Source organism: Streptomyces sp. 17_S59, assembly GCF_056930295.1.
Window position 1 is genome coordinate 4,026,219 of sequence record NZ_JBXOWD010000001.1, and the last position, 18,697, is coordinate 4,044,915.

23 protein-coding genes and 1 pseudogene are annotated in these 18,697 nt (G+C 70.0%); 6 read left to right on the forward strand and 18 right to left on the reverse strand.

From position 1 onward, the window contains the following. Positions 1-56: 56 nt before the first annotated feature. The 4 genes from AC1Z4A_RS18115 to AC1Z4A_RS18130 form a co-directional block, all read right to left on the reverse strand. Positions 57-1,289 (reverse strand): PBSX family phage terminase large subunit, encoded by a 1,233-nt coding sequence (locus AC1Z4A_RS18115; RefSeq protein ID WP_483680111.1) that lies wholly within the window; start codon positions 1,287-1,289, stop codon positions 57-59. Positions 1,290-1,295: 6 nt separating this feature from the next. After that, positions 1,296-1,730, reverse strand: a complete 435-nt coding sequence (locus AC1Z4A_RS18120; protein ID WP_483683632.1) for a helix-turn-helix domain-containing protein — start codon at positions 1,728-1,730, stop codon at positions 1,296-1,298. Between the two features lie 78 nt (positions 1,731-1,808). Then, positions 1,809-2,252 (reverse strand): hypothetical protein, encoded by a 444-nt coding sequence (locus AC1Z4A_RS18125; RefSeq protein WP_483680113.1) that lies wholly within the window; start codon positions 2,250-2,252, stop codon positions 1,809-1,811. Positions 2,253-2,560: 308 nt separating this feature from the next. Next, positions 2,561-3,859, reverse strand: coding sequence for a hypothetical protein (locus AC1Z4A_RS18130; RefSeq protein WP_483680115.1), 1,299 nt, complete (start codon positions 3,857-3,859; stop codon positions 2,561-2,563). Between the two features lie 151 nt (positions 3,860-4,010). On the opposite strand from AC1Z4A_RS18130, the gene AC1Z4A_RS18135 reads away from it, so the two are divergent. Then, a complete protein-coding gene (locus AC1Z4A_RS18135; RefSeq protein ID WP_483680116.1) occupies positions 4,011-4,313 on the forward strand; it encodes a hypothetical protein in 303 nt (100 codons plus the stop codon). Positions 4,314-4,350: 37 nt separating this feature from the next. Here the strand turns inward: AC1Z4A_RS18135 and AC1Z4A_RS18140 are convergent, their stop codons facing one another. From AC1Z4A_RS18140 to AC1Z4A_RS18185, 10 genes are all read right to left on the reverse strand, one after another. After that, on the reverse strand, positions 4,351-5,130 hold the full coding sequence (locus tag AC1Z4A_RS18140; protein ID WP_483680117.1) for a hypothetical protein: 780 nt from the start codon (positions 5,128-5,130) through the stop codon (positions 4,351-4,353). Between the two features lie 21 nt (positions 5,131-5,151). Continuing rightward, entirely contained in the window at positions 5,152-5,622 is a 471-nt protein-coding gene (locus AC1Z4A_RS18145; RefSeq protein WP_483680118.1) for a hypothetical protein, read from the reverse strand. After that, positions 5,619-5,864 carry a hypothetical protein gene (locus tag AC1Z4A_RS18150; protein WP_483680119.1) on the reverse strand — a complete coding sequence of 82 codons (246 nt, stop codon included), beginning with the start codon at positions 5,862-5,864 and terminating at the stop codon, positions 5,619-5,621. Before AC1Z4A_RS18150 ends, AC1Z4A_RS18145 begins: the two co-directional genes overlap by 4 nt. Further along, complete coding sequence (locus AC1Z4A_RS18155; RefSeq protein WP_483680121.1) at positions 5,861-6,070, reverse strand: hypothetical protein; 210 nt, start codon at positions 6,068-6,070, stop codon at positions 5,861-5,863. The genes AC1Z4A_RS18150 and AC1Z4A_RS18155 overlap by 4 nt, the downstream gene beginning before the upstream one ends. Then, positions 6,067-6,786, reverse strand: coding sequence for a zinc finger domain-containing protein (locus AC1Z4A_RS18160; RefSeq protein ID WP_483680123.1), 720 nt, complete (start codon positions 6,784-6,786; stop codon positions 6,067-6,069). Before AC1Z4A_RS18160 ends, AC1Z4A_RS18155 begins: the two co-directional genes overlap by 4 nt. Beyond that, positions 6,783-7,736, reverse strand: coding sequence for a mucin-2 (locus AC1Z4A_RS18165; protein ID WP_483680124.1), 954 nt, complete (start codon positions 7,734-7,736; stop codon positions 6,783-6,785). The genes AC1Z4A_RS18160 and AC1Z4A_RS18165 overlap by 4 nt, the downstream gene beginning before the upstream one ends. A 179-nt stretch (positions 7,737-7,915) precedes the next feature. Continuing rightward, positions 7,916-8,800: a recombinase RecT gene (locus tag AC1Z4A_RS18170; protein WP_483680126.1), complete on the reverse strand. Its 885-nt coding sequence runs from the start codon at positions 8,798-8,800 to the stop codon at positions 7,916-7,918. Beyond that, the gene (locus tag AC1Z4A_RS18175) at positions 8,797-9,828 is read right to left on the reverse strand and encodes a YqaJ viral recombinase family nuclease (protein ID WP_483680128.1); all 1,032 of its coding nucleotides are present in this window, start codon (positions 9,826-9,828) and stop codon (positions 8,797-8,799) included. Before AC1Z4A_RS18175 ends, AC1Z4A_RS18170 begins: the two co-directional genes overlap by 4 nt. A 26-nt stretch (positions 9,829-9,854) precedes the next feature. Beyond that, entirely contained in the window at positions 9,855-10,133 is a 279-nt protein-coding gene (locus tag AC1Z4A_RS18180) for a hypothetical protein (RefSeq protein WP_483680129.1), read from the reverse strand. Between the two features lie 11 nt (positions 10,134-10,144). After that, positions 10,145-10,291: a hypothetical protein gene (locus AC1Z4A_RS18185; RefSeq protein ID WP_483680131.1), complete on the reverse strand. Its 147-nt coding sequence runs from the start codon at positions 10,289-10,291 to the stop codon at positions 10,145-10,147. Between the two features lie 255 nt (positions 10,292-10,546). Here AC1Z4A_RS18185 and AC1Z4A_RS18190 point away from each other — a divergent pair, with 255 nt between their 5' ends. Continuing rightward, a complete protein-coding gene (locus tag AC1Z4A_RS18190) occupies positions 10,547-10,894 on the forward strand; it encodes a hypothetical protein (RefSeq protein ID WP_483680133.1) in 348 nt (115 codons plus the stop codon). Between the two features lie 54 nt (positions 10,895-10,948). Here AC1Z4A_RS18190 and AC1Z4A_RS18195 read toward each other — a convergent pair whose 3' ends face one another. Further along, the gene (locus AC1Z4A_RS18195; protein ID WP_483680135.1) at positions 10,949-11,926 is read right to left on the reverse strand and encodes a helix-turn-helix transcriptional regulator; all 978 of its coding nucleotides are present in this window, start codon (positions 11,924-11,926) and stop codon (positions 10,949-10,951) included. A 450-nt stretch (positions 11,927-12,376) separates the two neighbouring features. Between AC1Z4A_RS18195 and AC1Z4A_RS18200 the strand changes: the two genes are divergently transcribed. Then, the gene (locus AC1Z4A_RS18200; RefSeq protein WP_483680138.1) at positions 12,377-12,547 is read left to right on the forward strand and encodes a hypothetical protein; all 171 of its coding nucleotides are present in this window, start codon (positions 12,377-12,379) and stop codon (positions 12,545-12,547) included. Between the two features lie 50 nt (positions 12,548-12,597). Here AC1Z4A_RS18200 and AC1Z4A_RS18205 read toward each other — a convergent pair whose 3' ends face one another. Both AC1Z4A_RS18205 and AC1Z4A_RS18210 read right to left on the reverse strand, forming a co-directional pair. Beyond that, complete coding sequence (locus tag AC1Z4A_RS18205; protein WP_483680140.1) at positions 12,598-14,334, reverse strand: recombinase family protein; 1,737 nt, start codon at positions 14,332-14,334, stop codon at positions 12,598-12,600. A 54-nt stretch (positions 14,335-14,388) separates the two neighbouring features. Further along, positions 14,389-14,517, reverse strand: a pseudogene (locus AC1Z4A_RS18210) (MFS transporter); the annotation flags it as partial. A 141-nt stretch (positions 14,518-14,658) separates the two neighbouring features. Here AC1Z4A_RS18210 and AC1Z4A_RS18215 point away from each other — a divergent pair. Continuing rightward, positions 14,659-15,420 carry a phosphoglyceromutase gene (locus AC1Z4A_RS18215; protein WP_483680142.1) on the forward strand — a complete coding sequence of 254 codons (762 nt, stop codon included), beginning with the start codon at positions 14,659-14,661 and terminating at the stop codon, positions 15,418-15,420. 352 nt (positions 15,421-15,772) lie between these two features. On the opposite strand, the gene phoU is transcribed toward AC1Z4A_RS18215, so the two are convergent. Continuing rightward, positions 15,773-16,462, reverse strand: a complete 690-nt coding sequence (gene phoU, locus AC1Z4A_RS18220; RefSeq protein ID WP_483680144.1) for a phosphate signaling complex protein PhoU — start codon at positions 16,460-16,462, stop codon at positions 15,773-15,775. Positions 16,463-16,669: 207 nt separating this feature from the next. Between phoU and phoR the strand changes: the two genes are divergently transcribed. After that, complete coding sequence (gene phoR / locus AC1Z4A_RS18225) at positions 16,670-17,938, forward strand: two-component system sensor histidine kinase PhoR (protein WP_483680146.1); 1,269 nt, start codon at positions 16,670-16,672, stop codon at positions 17,936-17,938. A gap of 73 nt (positions 17,939-18,011) precedes the next feature. Continuing rightward, entirely contained in the window at positions 18,012-18,692 is a 681-nt protein-coding gene (phoP, locus tag AC1Z4A_RS18230) for a two-component system response regulator PhoP (protein ID WP_483680148.1), read from the forward strand. Positions 18,693-18,697: the final 5 nt, after the last annotated feature.

Consider the following 18,697-nt stretch of genomic DNA (forward strand, 5'->3'; position numbering starts at 1 on the left):
CCCCCCTCACGAGCAGGGGCCCGGCGCCCCGAGGCGCGGCCGGACCGGCGGATGAGTCAGAGGCGCGGCGCGAGCAGGTGACGCCACTCATGGGCGGTCGAGTGCATCGCGTAGCGCAGCGCGTCGACGGAGTGATCGTTGACCTTGTTGGGCTGGTCCTCGCCGCGCGCTGCGGCCTGCTCCGACCACGAGTAGTCCGGGAGTTCGGCGAGCAACCCCTCGCACGATCGGTGAATGCGCAGCACGCCGCCGTCGAGCGCGTTCGAGACGGTCCGGATGCCGTCGAGCACGGAGTTATCGGCTCGAGCGACGCCCGGGTGCCCATCCGTCCACAGCTGTGTGGAAAACGAGGCGGCGCTCGGGTCCACGAACGTGAACTCGGGCTCGACGTCCAGCTCGGACAGCCACCGACGGACGGCGGCGCTGTACTGCGCGTCGGTCATCTGCCGACGCTGCGCACGGGAGTCGTACCGCCACTCGGCGACTGCGTACAGCCGGTCATCGGCGCCGAGACCGAGCAAGATCGCCGAAAAGGGATTGCTGGTGCCGTAGTCCACGCCGAGCCAGTGCCGGCGCATCTCCGGCAGCTCGTCGACGACGTGCTGCTGCTCGGCGTAGCAGTCGTAGATCGCGCCTTCGGCGATCACCCATGCCCCATCGATCATCCGGCGGCGCCACAGGCCGGAGTATTCGGCCGACAGGGCGGCGACGTACGCTGGCGACAACGACGGGTTATCGGCTAGGCGGAAGTGAAAGGCGGCGAGGTCGAGTTCGGCCTCGCGGTCGAGATACGACGCCTTGAGCCAGTGCCGCGGACCGTCAGGGTTCGTGGTGGCCAGCAGCCGCGCCCCGGGCACGGACAGACGCGCGAGTAGCTGCGTCCAAAAACCCTCGGGAACGAGGGTGGCCTCGTCGACGTAGGCGAGGCAGGCCGTCGCACCGCGCAGCCGGCCCTCGGCCCGGGCGTCCGAGGCGCCGATCAGGTGGACGGTGCGGCCGAGGATGTTCGCGGTCGTTGCGCCGCGGGTGTGCCGTACCTCGGCCGTGACGTCGGGGCCGAACAGCTCGGGGTCGCCGAGCGGTTCGAGGATGTTGCGTTCGATCGTTTGCAGCGACCGGCCGCACAGAAGGATCAAGCCGGTTGCCGGCGCCCGCCGAATGGAGATCAGGAAGGCGAGCAGGCTCGCGATGGTCTTGCCCGACCGTACGCTGCCGTGCCAGATCGAAATACGGGCGCGGAACGCGTCGCGGATCGAGTCGAGTTGCTTGTCGGACAGGGGGAGCGGCAAGGGCTGCTACACCCCCTGTTCGTCACCTCCGGCCGGCCCGAGCAGGGCGTCGGCGAGGCGGTCGAGCATCGATCCTCCGGTGCTACCGGTGCCGCTGTGGCGAGCGAGCTCGGAGACCCGGGCGTGCACTTCGGTCAGGGCGCGTGCAGCGGTGGCGCGGTCGCGCGCGTCGCGTGCGGAGTCGGCGCCGAGAGTCTGCTCGACCTGGCGCAGCGCGGCGTCGAGGGAGTCCTCGGAGAGCTGCTCGCGGCGCGCGGCAGCATCGGCGCGCCGTGCCTCGGTCGCTGCTGCGACTCGGGCCCCGCCGCTGAACGCGAGGCCGAGCTCGGCGGCGATCTTCGAGACGGTCGCGGCGCTGCGCCCGGTCTCGCGGGCGATGGCGTTGCGGCTCTTGCCCTCGGCGTGCAGTTGGCGGACGCGTACTCGGTCGGCGTCCGTGATGGGGGCGGGCGTTGGCCGTTCACCCCCTCGGAGCGCATTCGGCCCGACAGCGTGCCGCCGGGCCGGAGTAGTGCGAGGTCAGCTCTTGGGGCAGAGGTGGGTCTGCACCACCGTGAGGATCTTCTCTGTCTGCTCGGTGGTGACCTGCGTTGCGCCGCTGAAACGTTGCTGCGTGAGGCTGACGACCTTGCCGTGATCGTTCGGGAACGAGTGGACGGAGCCGCACGTGTCCCGCCCGCGGCTTACGGCTCTGTCCTCTTTGCCGCCGACGAGCGTCGGTGAAATCGCGCTCAGGGCACGGATGTACGCGGCCTGCGTGGCTGCGTCCGGCTTGGGCGGGATACCGGCCCGGGCCGCAGCGCTCGTCGCTGGCGCGGGCGTGGCCGGTGCTGCGGCGGCGGTCGTGGGGGCCGGCGGCGGGGTGGTTTTCGAGTCGGTGCTGCTGCCCTTGTCACTGCCGCACGCGGTGAGTCCCGCGGCGGCGATGACGACGGCAAGTAAGGCGGTGCTGCGGCGGTGCATGGTGGCTCTCCCCTGGCCAATGGACTTGATCGCCTCATCCTGAACATGCGACCGCCCCGCCACAAGGGGGGAGAAGTGGCGGGGCGCGACTCGCATGTTTCCGGGCACGCCGGAGGCACCGCCAACAATAGATCACGAAACGGTAACGGCGCAAGCCTGTTCGGTGTACCGATCGAGGTACCGTGAGCCAGTCGCCGCGGGGGTTGCTCCCGTTGGCGGCGGGCCCGTCCGGCGGTGGAGTCGTCGAGGCGGGCCACCCCACACGACAACGCCCCGCCCCGGTCACCCGAGGCGGGGGCGTTCGCGCTCTACGCGAAGAGCGCGCCTTGCTCGACGTCGTCGCCCAGATCGAACAGGGCCTCTCCAGCCGGCGCCGGTGTACTCGCGATCCAGCCGCTATGCCATGTGCCGGCCGCAGGCTCGGGCTCGTCGATGGCGTCCTGCTCGACATCGGCCGCGGCAGGCAGTTCGGCCATGGCGCCCACCTCTTCTTCGGTCGCGCACTGCTCGCAGGTGTCGACTTGCTGCTCGCGGTGCTCCGGGCACATTAGATCCCACCCGTACAGCGGCTCATCGGCGGGGGTGTTGTCCTCGGCATTCAGCTCGGCGGCCCGGTTGGCGGCCCATACGGCGCAGTAATCCGCCTCGACGCACCCCTCGTCGCTGAACACGCCGGCCTCCTGGGCGGGCTGCTTGCTGGCGCACGTGGTGATCGGGTCGCCGGACACGTCGGGGCGAACGGCGATCCGGTGCAGGCACTCGGGCGCGGCCGGCTCGACGACGGCCGACGCCGCGGTACGCGTGCCGCTACTCGTTGGGCGCCGGATCCACGTCAACGGGTCAACCAGGGTCCCCGGGACCGCCGCGGCCGGGGCCTGCTCGACGGTGGCGGCCGTCGTCTGGGGGACGGGCGCGGTGCCCTCGGCCGGCAGGTGAGCGAAAACGCACTGACTCGACCTGAGCATCTTCTCGACGGCCCACCCGTGGCGGCGCAGGCGGTCGGCGAGGCAGTCGAGGGCGGGCCCGTGCGGCATTTGGTCGCGGCGGATGATCCGACCGCCTTCAAGCCAGTACACAGCGACGCGGCCGCGCGTGCGGGGGTCAACCAGGTAACCGCGCACGTTCTGCTCGTCCTCGGTCGGGTCGGTGACGTCGTGGTATTCGGTCATGGTCGCCACGGCGAGGCCAGCGAGCGCGGCCCGGGCGGCGACGACGCCGGGGTGCGAGGCGGTGCTCGGGGTGCTGCCCTCGGCGGTGCCGGCGTGCTCGACGACAACGCCCTCGACGACGCGCTGCTCGACGTCGTGGGTCGCGGTGCGGTCGGCGTCGACCTGCTCGACCGTCCCGGCGAGGGCGACCGCGGCGGCGGCGAGGGGCGAGGTGTCGGCGAGGCGTCGCGCCTCGGCGCGCTTCTCGGCCGCACGGTGGCAGGGGATGCACAGCGCGTGCCCCTTGTCGAACCGGTCGACCGCGTCGCTGAGGTCGAGGTACTCCGAGATTTCCCGCCCGCACAGGGTGTCGTCGTTTCGGGGCGAGTAGTGGACGCGCTTACCGCGGCCGACAGCGGCATACGCGACGCCGGCCTGCTCGGTGAACGGCTGCTCCATGGGGGTTGCTCCCTTCGGTGGTGGCCGTCGGGTGGAGTCCGGCGGCACATCCCCAACGTTATAGGGGGGCCTTGAAAGAAATCAAGGCCCCCCTTGAAAGTCGTCAAGGGGGGCCTAGAAACCAATGGTGGGAGCGGCGTAGGCTGCTCCCATGAGCGAGACGACTACCCCGGACGGGCAGGCACGGGCCGCCCTGCGTAAGCGCATGGCCGGGCACATCGACGCCGCGCTCGACGCATGCCTCGACGACATCCCCGACCCCATCGAGCGGGAGCTCGCCGCCCGTCTCCTCATCGAGGAAGTGCTGCCCGAGGCGGTGAAGCGGGCCAAGGGAGTACGGGCATCGGTAGTTCAGGAGCTGCGCCAGGGTGGGCGGGTGAAGCTCCGGGAAGTCGGCGAGCAGCTCGGCGGCCTGAGCGCGGCGCGCGTCGACCAGATCGCCCGGGGGAAGTAACAGGCCGACCCGGGTCGTCACCAGGGTCAGCCTGGGGTCACGCGGCTAGGGGGAGGTCCCCCAAGTGCCCCGTGGTGCCCAGCGCGGCGACGAGGTCGAGCAGGTCGCCCCACGCCCAGACGCGCCGCCCCTGGCCGTCGAGACCCACCGGCGCGGGGCAGGCCGGCCCGGTCGCGCAGGTCACGGCCGGCCCCTGCGCGGGCCCGGTATGCAGGATGAGCAGGCCAGCGCACCAGGGGCACGGCCGGTCGGGCACCGGGGTCTCGCGCTGGTCGAGGCCGAGCTCGGCCAGCAGCCGGCCCTCGCACCAGCGGGCAACGCCGTGCGCCTCGCGCAGCAGCGCCTCGGACAGCGGGGCGAACGGCGCCTCGACGAGGGTGCCGTCGAGGGCGCGCTCGGGGGTGGTGTCCTCGTCGAGCACGCGCCCCTCGATCCACACCGTGGCCCAGTGCAGCCCATAGGCCCTGCTGCCCGGTGAGGTGTCGCTGCGGTACATCCACCGGCGCGGGTCGCCGAGGGGGGCCTGCTGCTGCGCCTGAGCGGCGAGCACGTCGGCGAGGTCGAACAGTCGGCCCTCGATGCTGCGGCCGGTGTCGAGGGCGCGCAGGTTGAGCGGGGCGGGGTGCTCGCGCAAGACCAGGGGCGCCCGGGTCTCGACGAGCAGAGCGTCGTCGTCGCGCATGGTGTGCGCGAGCTGCCGCGGGGGCCAGACATCCGCCGGCGGCGTCTCGATCGCGAGCAGCAACTCGCCCCACAGTTCACGGATGGTGCGCAGCGCCTCGACGGTCTCGCGGCGCGTGATGATGGCGCTGGTCATGAGTGGTCCCCCTTGGGTGGTTCAGTGTGCGGTCGCGGCGAGTGCCTGCCGCGGGGTGATCTCGCCGGTGCACACGCGGCGGATCGTCTCTGCGAGGTGCCAGTCGGTGCCGCCGAGCGAGTTCCTGAGCGCGTCGGCGAGCACAGCCGCGGTAGCGAGGTGCTCGACATACACCGCCTCGGCGCCCCAATGCCGCTCGCGCAGCTCGTCGAGCGCCTGCTGCGCCCGGTCGCGGTCGACCTCGGTCTCGACGATCGCGGTATCGGCCGCCTCGACCCTGGCGTGCAGCCGGCGAACGGTCGCGGTCTGTCCGCCGACGCTGCGCCGGGCGCGGTCGCCGTCGGCGATCTCGGTCTCGACGAGCGAGCGCAGCAGCAGGCCCTCGTCGGCCAGCAGCGCGCGGCGCTCGGCGCGCGACAGCAGGACTCCGAGCAGCTCGCGGCGACGGGTCCGGCCTTGCTCACGGTCGATGGCCCGGCTGGTGCGGCTCATGAGGGGTCTCCGTTCTTCCAGGTACGGCGGGGGAGCAGGCGACGGGCAAGGCCCCGATGGGTCCGGCCCTCCTCCCGCGCGCGAGGCGCGACCGGTCGCGCGGGGGTGGTGGTGATGTGCCATCCCTCGGCGGCGAGGCGGTCGGCGAGCGCCGCGGTTGTCAGCGTCGCGAGGTGCGGGTGCACGTCGAGTGCGTCCGTGAGGTGGGCGGCAATGACGGCGCGGGCGGCGGACGGGATCACTGGCGGCCCCCGGCGGTGTGGCGGGCGCGCGGGGTGCGCGGTTGAGGCGGGGTGCACATGAGGCGGCCGAGGTGGTGCTGCTCGTGCTCGTCGTGCTCGGCGAGGACGCGGTCGCAGAACGCGGCGGTGAGCTCGTCGAGGTGGGCGTCGGCGAGGGCTCGGCGGGCGATGTCCTGTTCGGCGAGGTACTGGCGGCGGTCGGTCATGCGGCGATCTCCAAAGCAGTACGGATGCGGACGGGGTGCGGCTCGGACGCGGCGCAGTGCTGGCCGGGCGGGGCTGCGCACTCCGGGCAGACGGCGAACTCGACGGCGTAGGCGTCGCGTCGGCGACCGTGAACGGTGCCGAGGACGTCGCCCCGCCCGTTCTTGCACCGGCTGTTCTTGCCGGCCCGGCAGGTCTCCCTCGGACAGGCGACGGCGAGCGCGACGAGGGTGGGCTGCTTGCTCGGCAACGTCTTGCGGATGGCTTGCCGGGTGGCCGGGTTGAGGTACGGCGCGGGCTGGGTCTCGTCGACGCTGCGCCCGACGCCAGCGATCAGGGCGGGGACGTCTCGGCGAGGGCCGGCGCCTACGGCTTGGGCGATGGTGCGGATGGGCAGGGTGCCGTCGGCGGCGGCGGTGATCTGTGCACGGCGGCGCTCGACGAACTGCTCGCCGGTTTCCTCGGGCTGGCCGTTGTAGACCGGGTGGGTTGCGCTGATCCGGTTCTCGCGGATCCGTGTACGGACCTCTCGGATGCGTGCCGGGGTGATCCACTGTTCAGTGTGGGCGTAGTGCTCGGCGACGGCGTTGCGGGTGTCGTGGTCGAGGGGGATGTCGTGAAGGGCGCGGGCCCATGCGTGGGCGTCGGCCTCGCCGATGGTGCGGCGGTCGAACGCGGCGGCCAGGGCGAGGAGTTCGGCGGCGTCGGCGGGTGTCACTGGGCGGTCTCCTGTTCGCGGAGGCGGGCGGCGAGGTTGAGGCCGTCGCGCACGCGCTGATCGGTGGTGGAGGGGCGCGAGGGGCTGCGTAGGGCGACGACGGTCGCGCCGTGGCCGGTGTCGGGTGTGCGGGTGGGCATGGAGGGGAGGGAGCGCCAGCCGGCGAGGAAGTAGCGGGCCGAGCGGGGGCGGGTGCGTGCGGCCTGCCAGGCTCCGCCGGCGTGGTCGACGAGGATGGCGACGCCGCAGCGTTCGATCAGCGCTTGCAGCAGGACCCATTCGGCGGGGGCGAGCTCCCATGAGACGGCCATGCCGGCGGCGGTCATGGCGTCGACGAGGGGGCGCACGGGCTCGGCGATCGCCGGCCCGTCGGGGCTAGCTTGTTTCGCAGTACTTCCGTAGGAAGTACTGGGGTATGGCTTGGTGTTGGCTTGGGGGCCTGTGACGCCCTCGACGGTGTCACGGTGTGACGCTCCCTTGTGACCTGCGGGTTCTCCTGAAAACGGGGGTGTGTTTCGTGCGTGATTCGTGGACGGCCCGCGCTCGTTTCGCTCGCGATCCGCGGCCGATTCGTCGTCGATCCGAGGGCGAATCGAGCGGGCTCGGCTCTTGGCCTTGCGCTCCGCGGCGGCGGTACGAGCGGCTTCGACCTGCGCCCGGGTGGCGTTGCGTCCGCCCTCGAAGAAGTCGTGCACGACGTAGTCGCCGGCGATCGGCTGCGGGCAGCGCGAGCAGTCGTGGCCGGCCTCGTGCCACAGACCGACAGCGACGAGCTTGCGGGCCTGCGGGGCGGTGCCGTACTGCTTGGCCACGATGCCGGGCACGTGTCCCTCGGTGAGGTGTTGGGCCGAGTAGGCGCCGCAGCGCAGCCAAAGGCCGAGTGCCGCATTGCCGGCGGCCACGATCTTGGGGTGCATGTGGCTGCCGTCGTCGACCTTGAACCACGCCACGGGGGACGCTCCTTACGTGCGAGTGCGGGATGGGGCCTCGGGGCGGCCGGTGAGGGCCGCGGGAGTGTGGAGGGGACACCGGTAGCTGGGCAGGTAGCGGCGGGCGCCGGGAGCGCCGCAGTAGCGGCGGGCCTGCCCGTCCCAGTGCCGGCACCGGAAGACGGGGGCTGGCCGGTGACTCATCCGGCGGCCGGCACCGCGGCGTCGGGCCAGCCGGCGAACTCCTCGGCTGCTTCGACCGTGGCCTGCTCGCCGCCCTGGTGCGCTGGCTGCTCGACGATCTCGCCCTCGATGTACTCCCCGGGCACGTCGAGACCCTCGGGGGAGGCATCGCGTCGCACGGTCTCGTCGTGCGCCACGGCACGCGCGAGCTCGGCCGACTTCGGCAGCAACTTGAACAACCGCCGAATGGCGGTCTTGCACGCCATCGCGTCATAGTCGGACTGCCAGGGCCCGGAATCGCGGGCCTTGCTGCGCTTCCGGATGGCCTCGACGTCCTCGACGCTGAGCACGACGAACGCGGTGCCGCCGTTCGCCAGCCGCGCGACGGCGTAATAGTGGGTGGCCTGCCCCCTCGGGCCGCGACCGGGCACGTGTCGGAGCCTCGGTTCGAGGCCGTACTCGTACTCGAAGGTGTCGCCCTCATAGACGGGGCGCGCATCGAGGCCGGCGGCGAGCGGGTGCTGCCAAAAGAGCTTGATCATGCCCTGATAGCCGATGACGAGCTGTACCTCGTACCCGCGGATCTTCTTGTTCCAGAAGGGGAGCAGGTACGCCTCGCCGCTCACGCCGCCGGGCTCCAGCCCGAGGGCCGAGCAGGTCATCAGGGCGCCGGCGAACGATTCGCGGCTGCACTCGGCGAGGTGCTCGACGCGACGCAGCTCGGTAAGCGCGATCCGGGCTATCCGGTCGGCGCCTCCCATGTGCGTGGGCAGGGCGCGCTCGATCTGCGGGCGCATCGTCTCGACGAACTGAACGAGGTTGGCCGGGCGCTGGGGAGTCGGGACGGCGGGCGTGCGGGCATTGGCGCGCTGGGCGACGCGCTCGGCAAGGGTGTTGCTCATGCTGCGGTCTCCTGGTTCGGGACAACAAGGCGTCGGGCGCGGTGGGCCCTGAACTCGTCGGGGTGTTCGACGGCGAGGCGCTTCGTGTCGAGCGCGTCGACGCGGTGCGAGTACTTCCGCGCGAGGTCCGGGTGCGCGGCGGAGAAACGTTTCTGCGAGAGAGGGCCGTTCTGCCGGTAGGTGTAGGCGACCGAGCCCTGCACCTTGACGACCTCGGCCTCGCCAGCCGCGGCCTTCAGCCGGTTGTCGACCTCGCGCAGCTCGTCGGCGGTCCGGGCCTCGCGTGCCTTCAACTCGCGCCGACGCTCCAGCAGCGGCAGGACCTCGGCCGGGTCGGCGACGGTCACGGAGTCGGCCCGGACGTCGTAGAGATGGCCGAGCAGGTTCGCGGTTGCCTCGGACCCGTCGACCGCTGGCGGGGTGCCGTCGAGAACCCCCTGCCAGAAGCGACCGATGATGTCGACCAGGTGCTCGACGAGCTGCTCGTCGCGCTCCACGCGATGGATCAGCAAGCGGTTCCCGCCGAGCAGGGCGGCGACGTGCGCGTGCTGGTATCCGGTTACGGCGAGGTACCAATGCGTCTGTAGGGCAGGCCCGTCTGGGACGCTGCGCAGCCAGTCATCGAGCTGAAACGCCGATCGCGTCTTGATCTCCAGCAGGCTGGACGGGGTCGACTCCCCGCGCGCGAGCACGTAGCGGTCGACGTTGGCGAGCATCCATCGGCGGTCGATGTGTGCGAGCGTCCCCGGGCCGTCGGTGACGCCGAGGCCGGTCCGCTCTGCGAACACGTGGGCAATCGTCGGCTCGTGCTGGTGTCCCCAGAACGCAGCCTCGGCGAGCTCGGCCGGCAGCGGGCGGTCGAGCGGAAGCTCGCCGCGCTTGTCGAGGTAGACCTCGTACGGCGACGCGTACTTGCTCATGCCCAGCACCGCGGCGACCTCGGAACCGCCTATCCCCGTGCGGCGCACGGTGAGCCATTCCTCGTGGCCGAGGCCGGCCGGAGCGACGACGACGCCGGTTGGCGTCACCTGTACCGGCCACCCCGTTGCCGCAGTCACGGCCGTTTCCCGATGTATCGGGCGTACACCCGGTGCTCGGCCTCGCCGCGGTCGGTGAGGACTGTGCGGGAAACTGCCTCGAAATCGCCAGCCGGCTCATAGGCGGCCAGCTTCGCCGTGCGGATTGCCAGCGCGGCCGATGCGGCGCGAGTGGTGCTCGCCGCGCGCTGAACAACGCCCCACACTCCCGGATGTTCTCGGAGCTCCAGCGCGATCCGGGCGTGCTTGGTGACACGCTCGGCGGGCGGCGGTCCGATGAAGTCAACGACGCTCATAGCTCGGCTCCTCATGCTGCGGGCCGCGCGGCGTGCTCGGCGCGTGCCTGATGGATGCGAGGGGCAAGCACGCGGGCGACGAGTGCAATCTGCTCGTCGGTGGGCTTGGGCCAATGGGCGCGCTGATCGTCGGTGGCTCGTGCGCTTTCCTCGGGCATGCCTCCCCCTCTGCCTGTACGCAAACAGGAACAGTCGTGAGCGCAGACCCTGGCGGATCGGGCGACAGTCTGTTCGTGTTTCGGAACAGCGATCAAGGTAGGTCGCTCTCAAGTGCACGTCAACGGCAATCTTTCGCGGCGGCCCGCCATAGGCGATACGAGCCGTCGCCTGCTTGAATGAGCGGTGTTTGCGTATCGATACAAGAACGGAGATGGGATCCCATGTGGGACTCAGGCACCCCCTTCCGTGACCTCGTGAGCCGCGCTGCTGCCCATGAGGGCATGTCATGGCGGAAGCTGGCCGACAGGGCTGTAGATCCCGCGACCGGCTATCGGGCGACACACGGCATGCTGTGGAAGATCGGCCAGGGGGAGGCGGTCAAGGTGCATCCCCCGCTCGTGAGAGCGGTGGCGGCTGCTGTCGGGCTGCCTGAGCGGCAGGTTCAGCTTGCTGCAGCACAGCAGTACGTCGGCCTCATAGCCGGCACGTACCCCGAGGGTGTGGTCATTGCTCACGTGCCGGGCATGAGGGTCGAAGACATGCCGAAGGTGCAGGATCTGCTGAGCCATTGGGCGGCGAACAGCGGCAGCGTGGCGGAGTAGGCCAGCAGGTAGCCGAGCCTGATTCGCGACGTGACAGGGTTCCCCGTACCGCTGTCAGCTCAGGCCCCGCTCATCGGACGTCGCCCACCAGTAGATCAACTGATGCAGTGTGCGTACACCCAACCTCGTGCGCAACTCGGTCAGATGAGTGGTGATCGTCCTTTGACTGTAGCCAAGACGGCTCGCGACCTGTTGCTGATCTCTGCCTTCGCACAGCTCGCGAAGGATCATCCGTTGGAGGGGGGTGGTGATTGCGTTTCCCGAGGCCGCCTCGGCACCCTCCCAGCTATCAGCGCGCGCCCAGTACTGGTCAAAAACCTCACCCATGAAGCCGCAGAACGCGTGATCGCGGACCAGCCATGCACCCGACCTAGCGTCGCGCCCATCAGCGTAGTCCTGTACAACGGCCGTCTTCCGATCCACAAGGACAAAGCGCATAAAAGGCGCTGCAAGGGTGCGTACCTTGGCCCCCTCGCGGGTCATCATCTGCACCCACTCGCGGGTCGCAGGATTGCTCCGAGCGCTCGCGTGATAGAGCGTGCGCATCGTTACGCCGCGCTGTACGGCGTCCACGTCGCGATCAACGCTCTTCGCGAGCAGCTTTCGACTGCGGGGGCCGGGCTGAGACGTCAGAAGTTCCTTCTGAGCCCTGTTGATGGCTTCGGCTATGCGCGCGTTGACAAGCCCGACGCCGTCCAGAAACTCAGACGAAGTACCTTCCGGAGACTTGGCGTGACGCCTGATCTCCGAGGCCAATTCCTCGAACAATCCGGGGATGCTGGACATGTACGCAACGGCTGCGCCAAGTTGCCCCACCGCGCGGACGCGCACCGTGGCCTCGGCCTGCTGGAGATCGGTGGCGACGTAGGTGGTCGGGTCCGCCGGATCCGGGGTGACAACCCCCAGGGCCTCAAGGTAGGCGAGGCCGGCCGTGCTCGGACCGACGGGCTCGCCTTTGACCACGCTCCGGTATGCAGTCCGGGCTTCCTCCGGCAGGGCGAGGGAGCCCCCGCTGCCGTCTGGTCTGGACATGTCAGTCATCGCGACCTCTCGCCTGGTGGACCTTCGCTTCTTGGCAGTGCGGATTTACGAACCGCGCGGTCTCTTGATCTTGACTCAAGAGACGGGCAGCGTAACGCCAGGTGAAGAAGTCTCGTACACACATGCGATAGCGTGTTGTCCAGAAGGGGTCACATGTCCATCAATGCGAAGATCATCCGTCGAGTTGCTACGGCCCTGCTGGTCGCAGCCTCGGTTGCTGTCGGATGGTCGACCGGCGCCATATCCCCTGATCAGGACCCCAGCACGCTTCGCGCCGACTCAACTTGGGGCTTCGTCACCCCGTCCACGCCCACCCTCAGCGCAGGGGCCCCGGTCGGCGGCGAAGAAACCGTCCCTGCGGTTCCGTCTCCGATGGATTCCACCTGGAACTAGGGGGCCGCCATCAACCACAACAGAGGCGATAAAGGGTGAGGGTCCGACATGATCAACGTGACCCGAACCCGACTCGATGACGGAGCCCCCGTGGTGATCAGACCGAGCGTGGACGACCTCGATATCGCGATCGATGACCGGCACATCACCGACGCTGGGGCGGCAGCCCTCGCGGCAGCCTTGAACGCTCTCAGGCCGGTGAAAGAGGGCGACAGGTAAGACAGGAAGGCCGCGCGGCTCCACGCCGCGCGGCCTCACCCTTTCGCGAACTAAGCTGCTTCGGCAGGCTGAGCCTTGCCAGACACATCCTTCTTGCGCAGGTGCACCTTCGGGATCACAGCCACGAACGTCTGCACCGCCGGATCACGCCGCCGCCCCTGCGGCTTGAGACGAACCTCAATCAGCGCCTCGGCGATCATTCGCCTCTGCGAGAGCTCAAGGTGCTTCCACGCCTCCCTGATCTCATCCACCGTCGCGCCCGCGAGATCCTTCACCGCCGGCGGAATGGCCAAGGATTGAGCCCGCTTCTGTGCATCCTCGATCCGCGGAAGCATGTCCGCCTCGACCGCAGCCAGGCCCTGAGCCGACAACCGGCCGGCGCCCGCCTCCGTGTAGAACTCGTTGAGCTGCTCCTGCAAGAGCTTTGCCTCGGCCTTGGCTTCCTCCATCGCCTTAAGCACTTCCTTGTCGCCCCTCGCGTACGCCCTGGCGAAGTCTGGGGACGCAAGCCACGCGAACAGTCGGTCCTCCACATACGGATCGACGATCGAAACCTGCGCGCTCGCGTGGTACCCCTTCACGCCCTCGGGGCCCGGTGCTGCGCACGAGTACCGCGGTAGCCCATGCTGACGATCGGAGTTCACCCGGATTTCGCAGATGTCACAGATCATGATCGCCGACAGCCAGTGAGATGCCCGCCCGGGACGCATGTTGAACGATCGCTTCTCCTTGCGCGCCTTGACCACGCTCACGGCCTGCACATGCTCAGCTAGGGAGACGATCGCCGGCCACGCATCCTCGTGGGTCACCTTGCCGTGATGCGTGCGTGAGCCGATGTACCGCACGTCCGTCGCGTAAGCCGTGATCGTCCCGGAGATCCAGCGCGCCATGATGAGCGGCTCGACACGCTCGTTGAAGTCCCGCGCGACATCAACCGGCGCTTCGCCAGCGTCGAGGCGGTCGCGCGCCTCCTGCCGGAGGTCGACTGCATCCTCGATCCGAGCGAGCCACGACGGGTGAATCGTCTCGTTATCGCGGAGCCCCGGCCGCCACTCCGCCAGCCGCGTGACCTGCCCTTTGGTCCAATACCGGGTGGGCGGTGTGACGCCCCCCATGTTGAACTGCCTTTCGAGACTGGCCGACGCCTTGCCGGCACCGACGCCGAGGACTAGCTCTCGGACGACCGGCGCCTCGATCTCATCTTTGACCGTGCAGATGTAGAGCCCCGTGCGCTCGTCGTACACGCGGCGGTACCCATACGCGGCCTGAGCGTGCGGACGTCCATTGATGGCGTTCGCGCGCAGCGTCCGCATGAGGTTGTCGCGCAGCTCGTCGACCTCGCGCTCGCCAATCAGCGCGTCCAGACCCGTCCGGAACTTGTCGTCCTTGTTCGACAGGTCGTAGACCTTGCCGCCGTAGCACCAGAGCACGCCGTTCCGGATGCAGGCATCGCGCAGTCGTGCGTAGATCGCGAGATCGCGCTGCAAGCGGGTCGACGCCCACGCGATCACGATGTCGAGGCGGCCAGCCTCGATCCACTCGATCATCCGCTCGAAGTCTTCGCGCTCCCGGGTGCGGTAGCTCGACGCGGATCGATCGTCATCGACGAACTCCTCGACGACGGTCGTTCCGAGATCGTCGGAGGTCGCACGCCCGATGTCGAGCTGCTCTTTGACCGACCGGCCCTTGCTCTTCTTGTTGCCCTGATACGCGCTCTTCCGCGCGTACAGCCCTGCACGCAGGCCGACGAGGCTTTCGCGCAGGTTGCGGACCCCTGAAAGGTTCATACGGTGCCCCTCCTTCGAACGACCGTACGAAAATCGAGTCCGTACGGTCTAGCGAATAGGCACCAAGGTGGCGACGAACGCGCCCAGGCGGTTGATCAGCGTGGAGGTCCACAGCCACCAGAACTCCCTGGGCAGGCCCGAGACGCTCCGCCTCGCCGCCTGTCCGATGCTCGCTATGGACATCCTCCGCAACCCCCCGATGTGTAAGTGGCTCATCCGTGATACGCAACTTACACAGCTGGGCGTGTTCACGCCATTCAATTGACGATTGCCGTCAAACGTCCGGGGCGCGGGGCGCTCGCGCGGTCTATTACGCTCAAGGGCATGGCCGACGCACCGTACAAGCTGATCCTCCTCCGCCACGGCGAGAGCGAATGGAACGCGAAGAACCTGTTCACCGGCTGGGTGGACGTCAACCTCAACGAGAAGGGCGAGAAGGAGGCGGTCCGGGGCGGTGAGCTGCTCAAGGACGCCGGCCTGCTCCCGGACGTGGTCCACACCTCCCTCCAGAAGCGCGCGATCCGCACCGCGCAGCTCTCGCTGGAGGCCGCCGACCGCCACTGGATCCCGGTCCACCGCACCTGGCGGCTGAACGAGCGCCACTACGGCGCCCTCCAGGGCAAGGACAAGGCCCAGACACTGGCCGAGTTCGGCGAGGAGCAGTTCATGCTCTGGCGCCGTTCGTACGACACCCCGCCGCCCGCGCTCGAGGACGGCAGCGAGTTCTCGCAGAGCGACGACGCGCGCTACGCCTCGATCCCGACGGAGCTGCGCCCGCGCACCGAGTGCCTCAAGGACGTCGTCGTCCGCATGCTGCCGTACTGGTACGACGGCATCGTCCCGGACCTGATCGCCGGCCGCACGGTCCTGGTCGCCGCCCACGGCAACTCGCTGCGCGCCCTCGTCAAGCACCTCGACGGCATCTCCGACGCCGACATCGCGGGCCTGAACATCCCCACCGGCATCCCGCTCGTCTACGAGCTGGACGCCGACTTCCGCCCGGTCACCCCCGGTGGCCGCTACCTCGACCCGGAGGCCGCCAAGGCCGCCATCGAGGCCGTGAAGAACCAGGGCAAGAAGAAGTAGGCAGCACAAAAGCAGCAGGCATCACCTGAAGGGCCCCCGGCCGGAAAGCTCCGGCCGGGGGCCCTTCTGCGTGTGAGTGACGTGCGTGATGCGTCAGCCGCAGCTGCCGCCGCACTGGCACGAACCGCCGCTCTGGCAGCCGCACGAACAACCGGGACCACACTGACAGCCGCTCATCCGTTCTCCTCCTCGAAGAGGTGTCTGCGTCCCACCCAGTCAAAGGCTGCCCGGCTCGACCGTCAATGGCCCCGACGCACCCCCACGGGCGCACCCGGGGCGCGTTGGCGCACGCGCCCCGGGCACGGGAGCACGAAGGGCACGAGAGGTGCGGAAGGCGCAGGGCCGACCGCGCCTACGGCGCCTCCGGCGAGCCCGGGCGGGACTCCGCCTGGGCCAGCTCGTCCGCGTGCTCGCCCGTCACCAGGTAGACGACGCGCTTGGCCACCGAGACCGCGTGGTCGGCGAAGCGCTCGTAGTAGCGGCCCAGCAGGGTCACGTCCACGGCCGTCTCGATGCCGTGCTGCCAGCGGTCGTCCATCAGGTGCTGGAAGAGCGTCCGGTGCAGCTGGTCCATGGCGTCGTCGTCGTGCTCGAGCTGCAGCGCGAGGTCCACGTCCTTGGTGATGATCACCTCGGCGGCCTTGGCCATCAGCCGCTGCGCCAGCTGGCCCATCTCCAGGATCGTCGAGTGCAGATCGTCGGGCACGCCGGTGTCCGGGAAGCGCAGCCGGGCGAGCTTGGCCACGTGCTGGGCCAGGTCGCCGGAGCGCTCCAGGTCGGCGCTCATCCGGAGCGAGGTGACGACGATCCGCAGATCGGTCGCGACGGGCTGCTGGCGGGCCAGCAGGGCGACCGCGCGGTCCTCCAGGTCCCGCTGGAGGTCGTCGACCTTGGCGTCCGCCGCGATCACGGTCTCCGCCAGCTTGAGGTCCGCGTCCAGGATCGCCGTGGTGGCGCGCCCGATCGCGGAGCCGACGAGCCGGGCCATCTCGACCAGGCCCTCGCCTATCGAATCCAGCTCCTCGTGGTACGCGTCCCGCATTGCCCGTCCTTCTCTCGCCTTGAGTACTGCCGGTGCGCCGGAAGGGGTCTCCATCCGGCCACGGTCCCACGTTCCGGGGGTAACGCGAAGGTTGTCGGCCGCAGGAATGAACCACCACTGACCTGAAGGTGAACTCTCGGCAACGTATGTTCGAGGCGGCACCCGTTTGGCTGTGGCCGGGCCCCGGCACCTGCCTAATCTGGACACATGAACCTGGACGCGGCCGTGGCCGCGGCGGCAGCGATCGCCGGAGTGTGCACCGGTGTGATCGCCATGCTGGCTTTCCGCTGGAGCGAGCGTGACCAGGCCCGCCCCACCCGCAGCTCCCTGCACACCGACGCCGTGCTGCCGCCCGGCGTGGACACCGTGCTGTCCGTGCTCCGCTCCTCGGCCGTGGTCCTCGACGAGGCCGACGCCGTCGTCAAGGCCAGCTCCGCCGCCTACGCGCTGGGGCTGGTCCGTGGCGGGAAGCTGGCCGTCGAGCCCATGCTCCAGATGGCCCGCGACACGCGCCGCGACGGCGAGATACGACAGGTCGAGCTGGACCTGCCGCGGCGCGGCACCGGCCGCGGCGACGCCCTGGCCGTCTCCGCCAGAGTGGCCCCGCTCGGCTCCCGGCTGGTGCTGCTGCTGGTGGAGGACCTCACCGAGGCCCGCCGCATCGAGGCCGTCCGCCGCGACTTCGTCGCCAACGTCAGCCACGAGCTGAAGACGCCCGTGGGTGCCCTGTCCCTGCTCTCCGAGGCCGTCATGGACGCCTCGGACGACCCCGAGGCGGTCACCCGCTTCGCCGGCCGAATGCAGGTCGAGGCCACCCGGCTGACCAACCTGGTCCAGGAGCTGATCGACCTCTCCCGGGTGCAGAACGACGACCCGCTGGAGGACGCCGAGCCGGTCCGGGTGGACGAGCTGGTCGCCGAGGCCATCGACCGCTGCCGCCACCAGGCGGGCACCAAGCAGATCACCATGGCCTCGGGCGGCACCGCCGACCTGCACGTCTGGGGCAACCGCGGCCAGCTCGCGGCCGCCCTGGGCAACCTGGTGGAGAACGCCGTCAACTACAGCCCCGCCCGTACCCGCGTCGGCATCTCGGCCCGCCGCGTCGCCGCGCCCGGCGGCGACCTGATCGAGCTGGCCGTCACCGACCAGGGCATCGGCATCTCCGAGAAGGACCGCGAGCGCGTCTTCGAGCGCTTCTACCGCGTGGACCCCGCCCGCTCCCGCGCCACCGGCGGCACGGGCCTCGGCCTGTCGATCGTCAAGCATGTGGTCGCCTCGCACGGCGGCGAGGTCACCGTCTGGAGCGCCGAGGGCCAGGGCTCCACCTTTACCCTGCGCCTGCCCGAGGCCGGCTCGGTCCGCGAGCGCCGCCGTGTGCTCACGGGGGCCGACGACCCCTCCGGCGATCCCTCCGACGACACGTGCGACGTGGCGTTCGCCGACGAACAGCTCCCCGCCCCGGGGGTCCACCCGTGACCTCCGCCCGCCCGATAACCTCCACCGCTCCGTACGCTCCGAACCACCAGAACCCCCGACCGGAGGTCGCCCCGTGACCCGAGTGCTCGTCGTCGAGGACGAGGAATCCTTCAGCGACGCGTTGTCCTACATGCTCCGCAAGGAAGGCTTCGAGGTCGCCATCGCGACCACCGGGCCGGACGGGCTGGACGAGTTCGAACGCAACGGCGCCGACCTGGTCCTGCTCGACCTGATGCTCCCCGGCCTGCCCGGCACCGAGGTCTGCCGCCAGCTGCGCTCCCGCTCCAACGTGCCCGTCATCATGGTCACCGCCAAGGACAGCGAGATCGACAAGGTCGTCGGCCTGGAGATAGGGGCGGACGACTACGTCACCAAGCCCTTCTCCTCCCGCGAGCTGGTCGCCCGCATCCGCGCCGTGCTGCGCCGCCGCGGCGAGCCGGAGGAGGTCGCCCCGGCCGCGCTGGAGGCCGGCCCGGTCCGGATGGACGTCGACCGGCACGTGGTCACGGTCGCGGGCGGCAAGATCGACCTGCCCCTGAAGGAGTTCGACCTCCTGGAGATGCTGCTGCGCAATGCGGGCCGCGTGCTGACCCGCATGCAGCTGATCGACCGCGTCTGGGGCGCCGACTACGTAGGCGACACCAAGACCCTGGACGTCCATGTGAAGCGCCTGCGCGCCAAGATCGAGCCGGACCCGGGCGCGCCGCGGTACCTGGTCACCGTGCGCGGCCTCGGCTACAAGTTCGAGCCGTAAGCCGG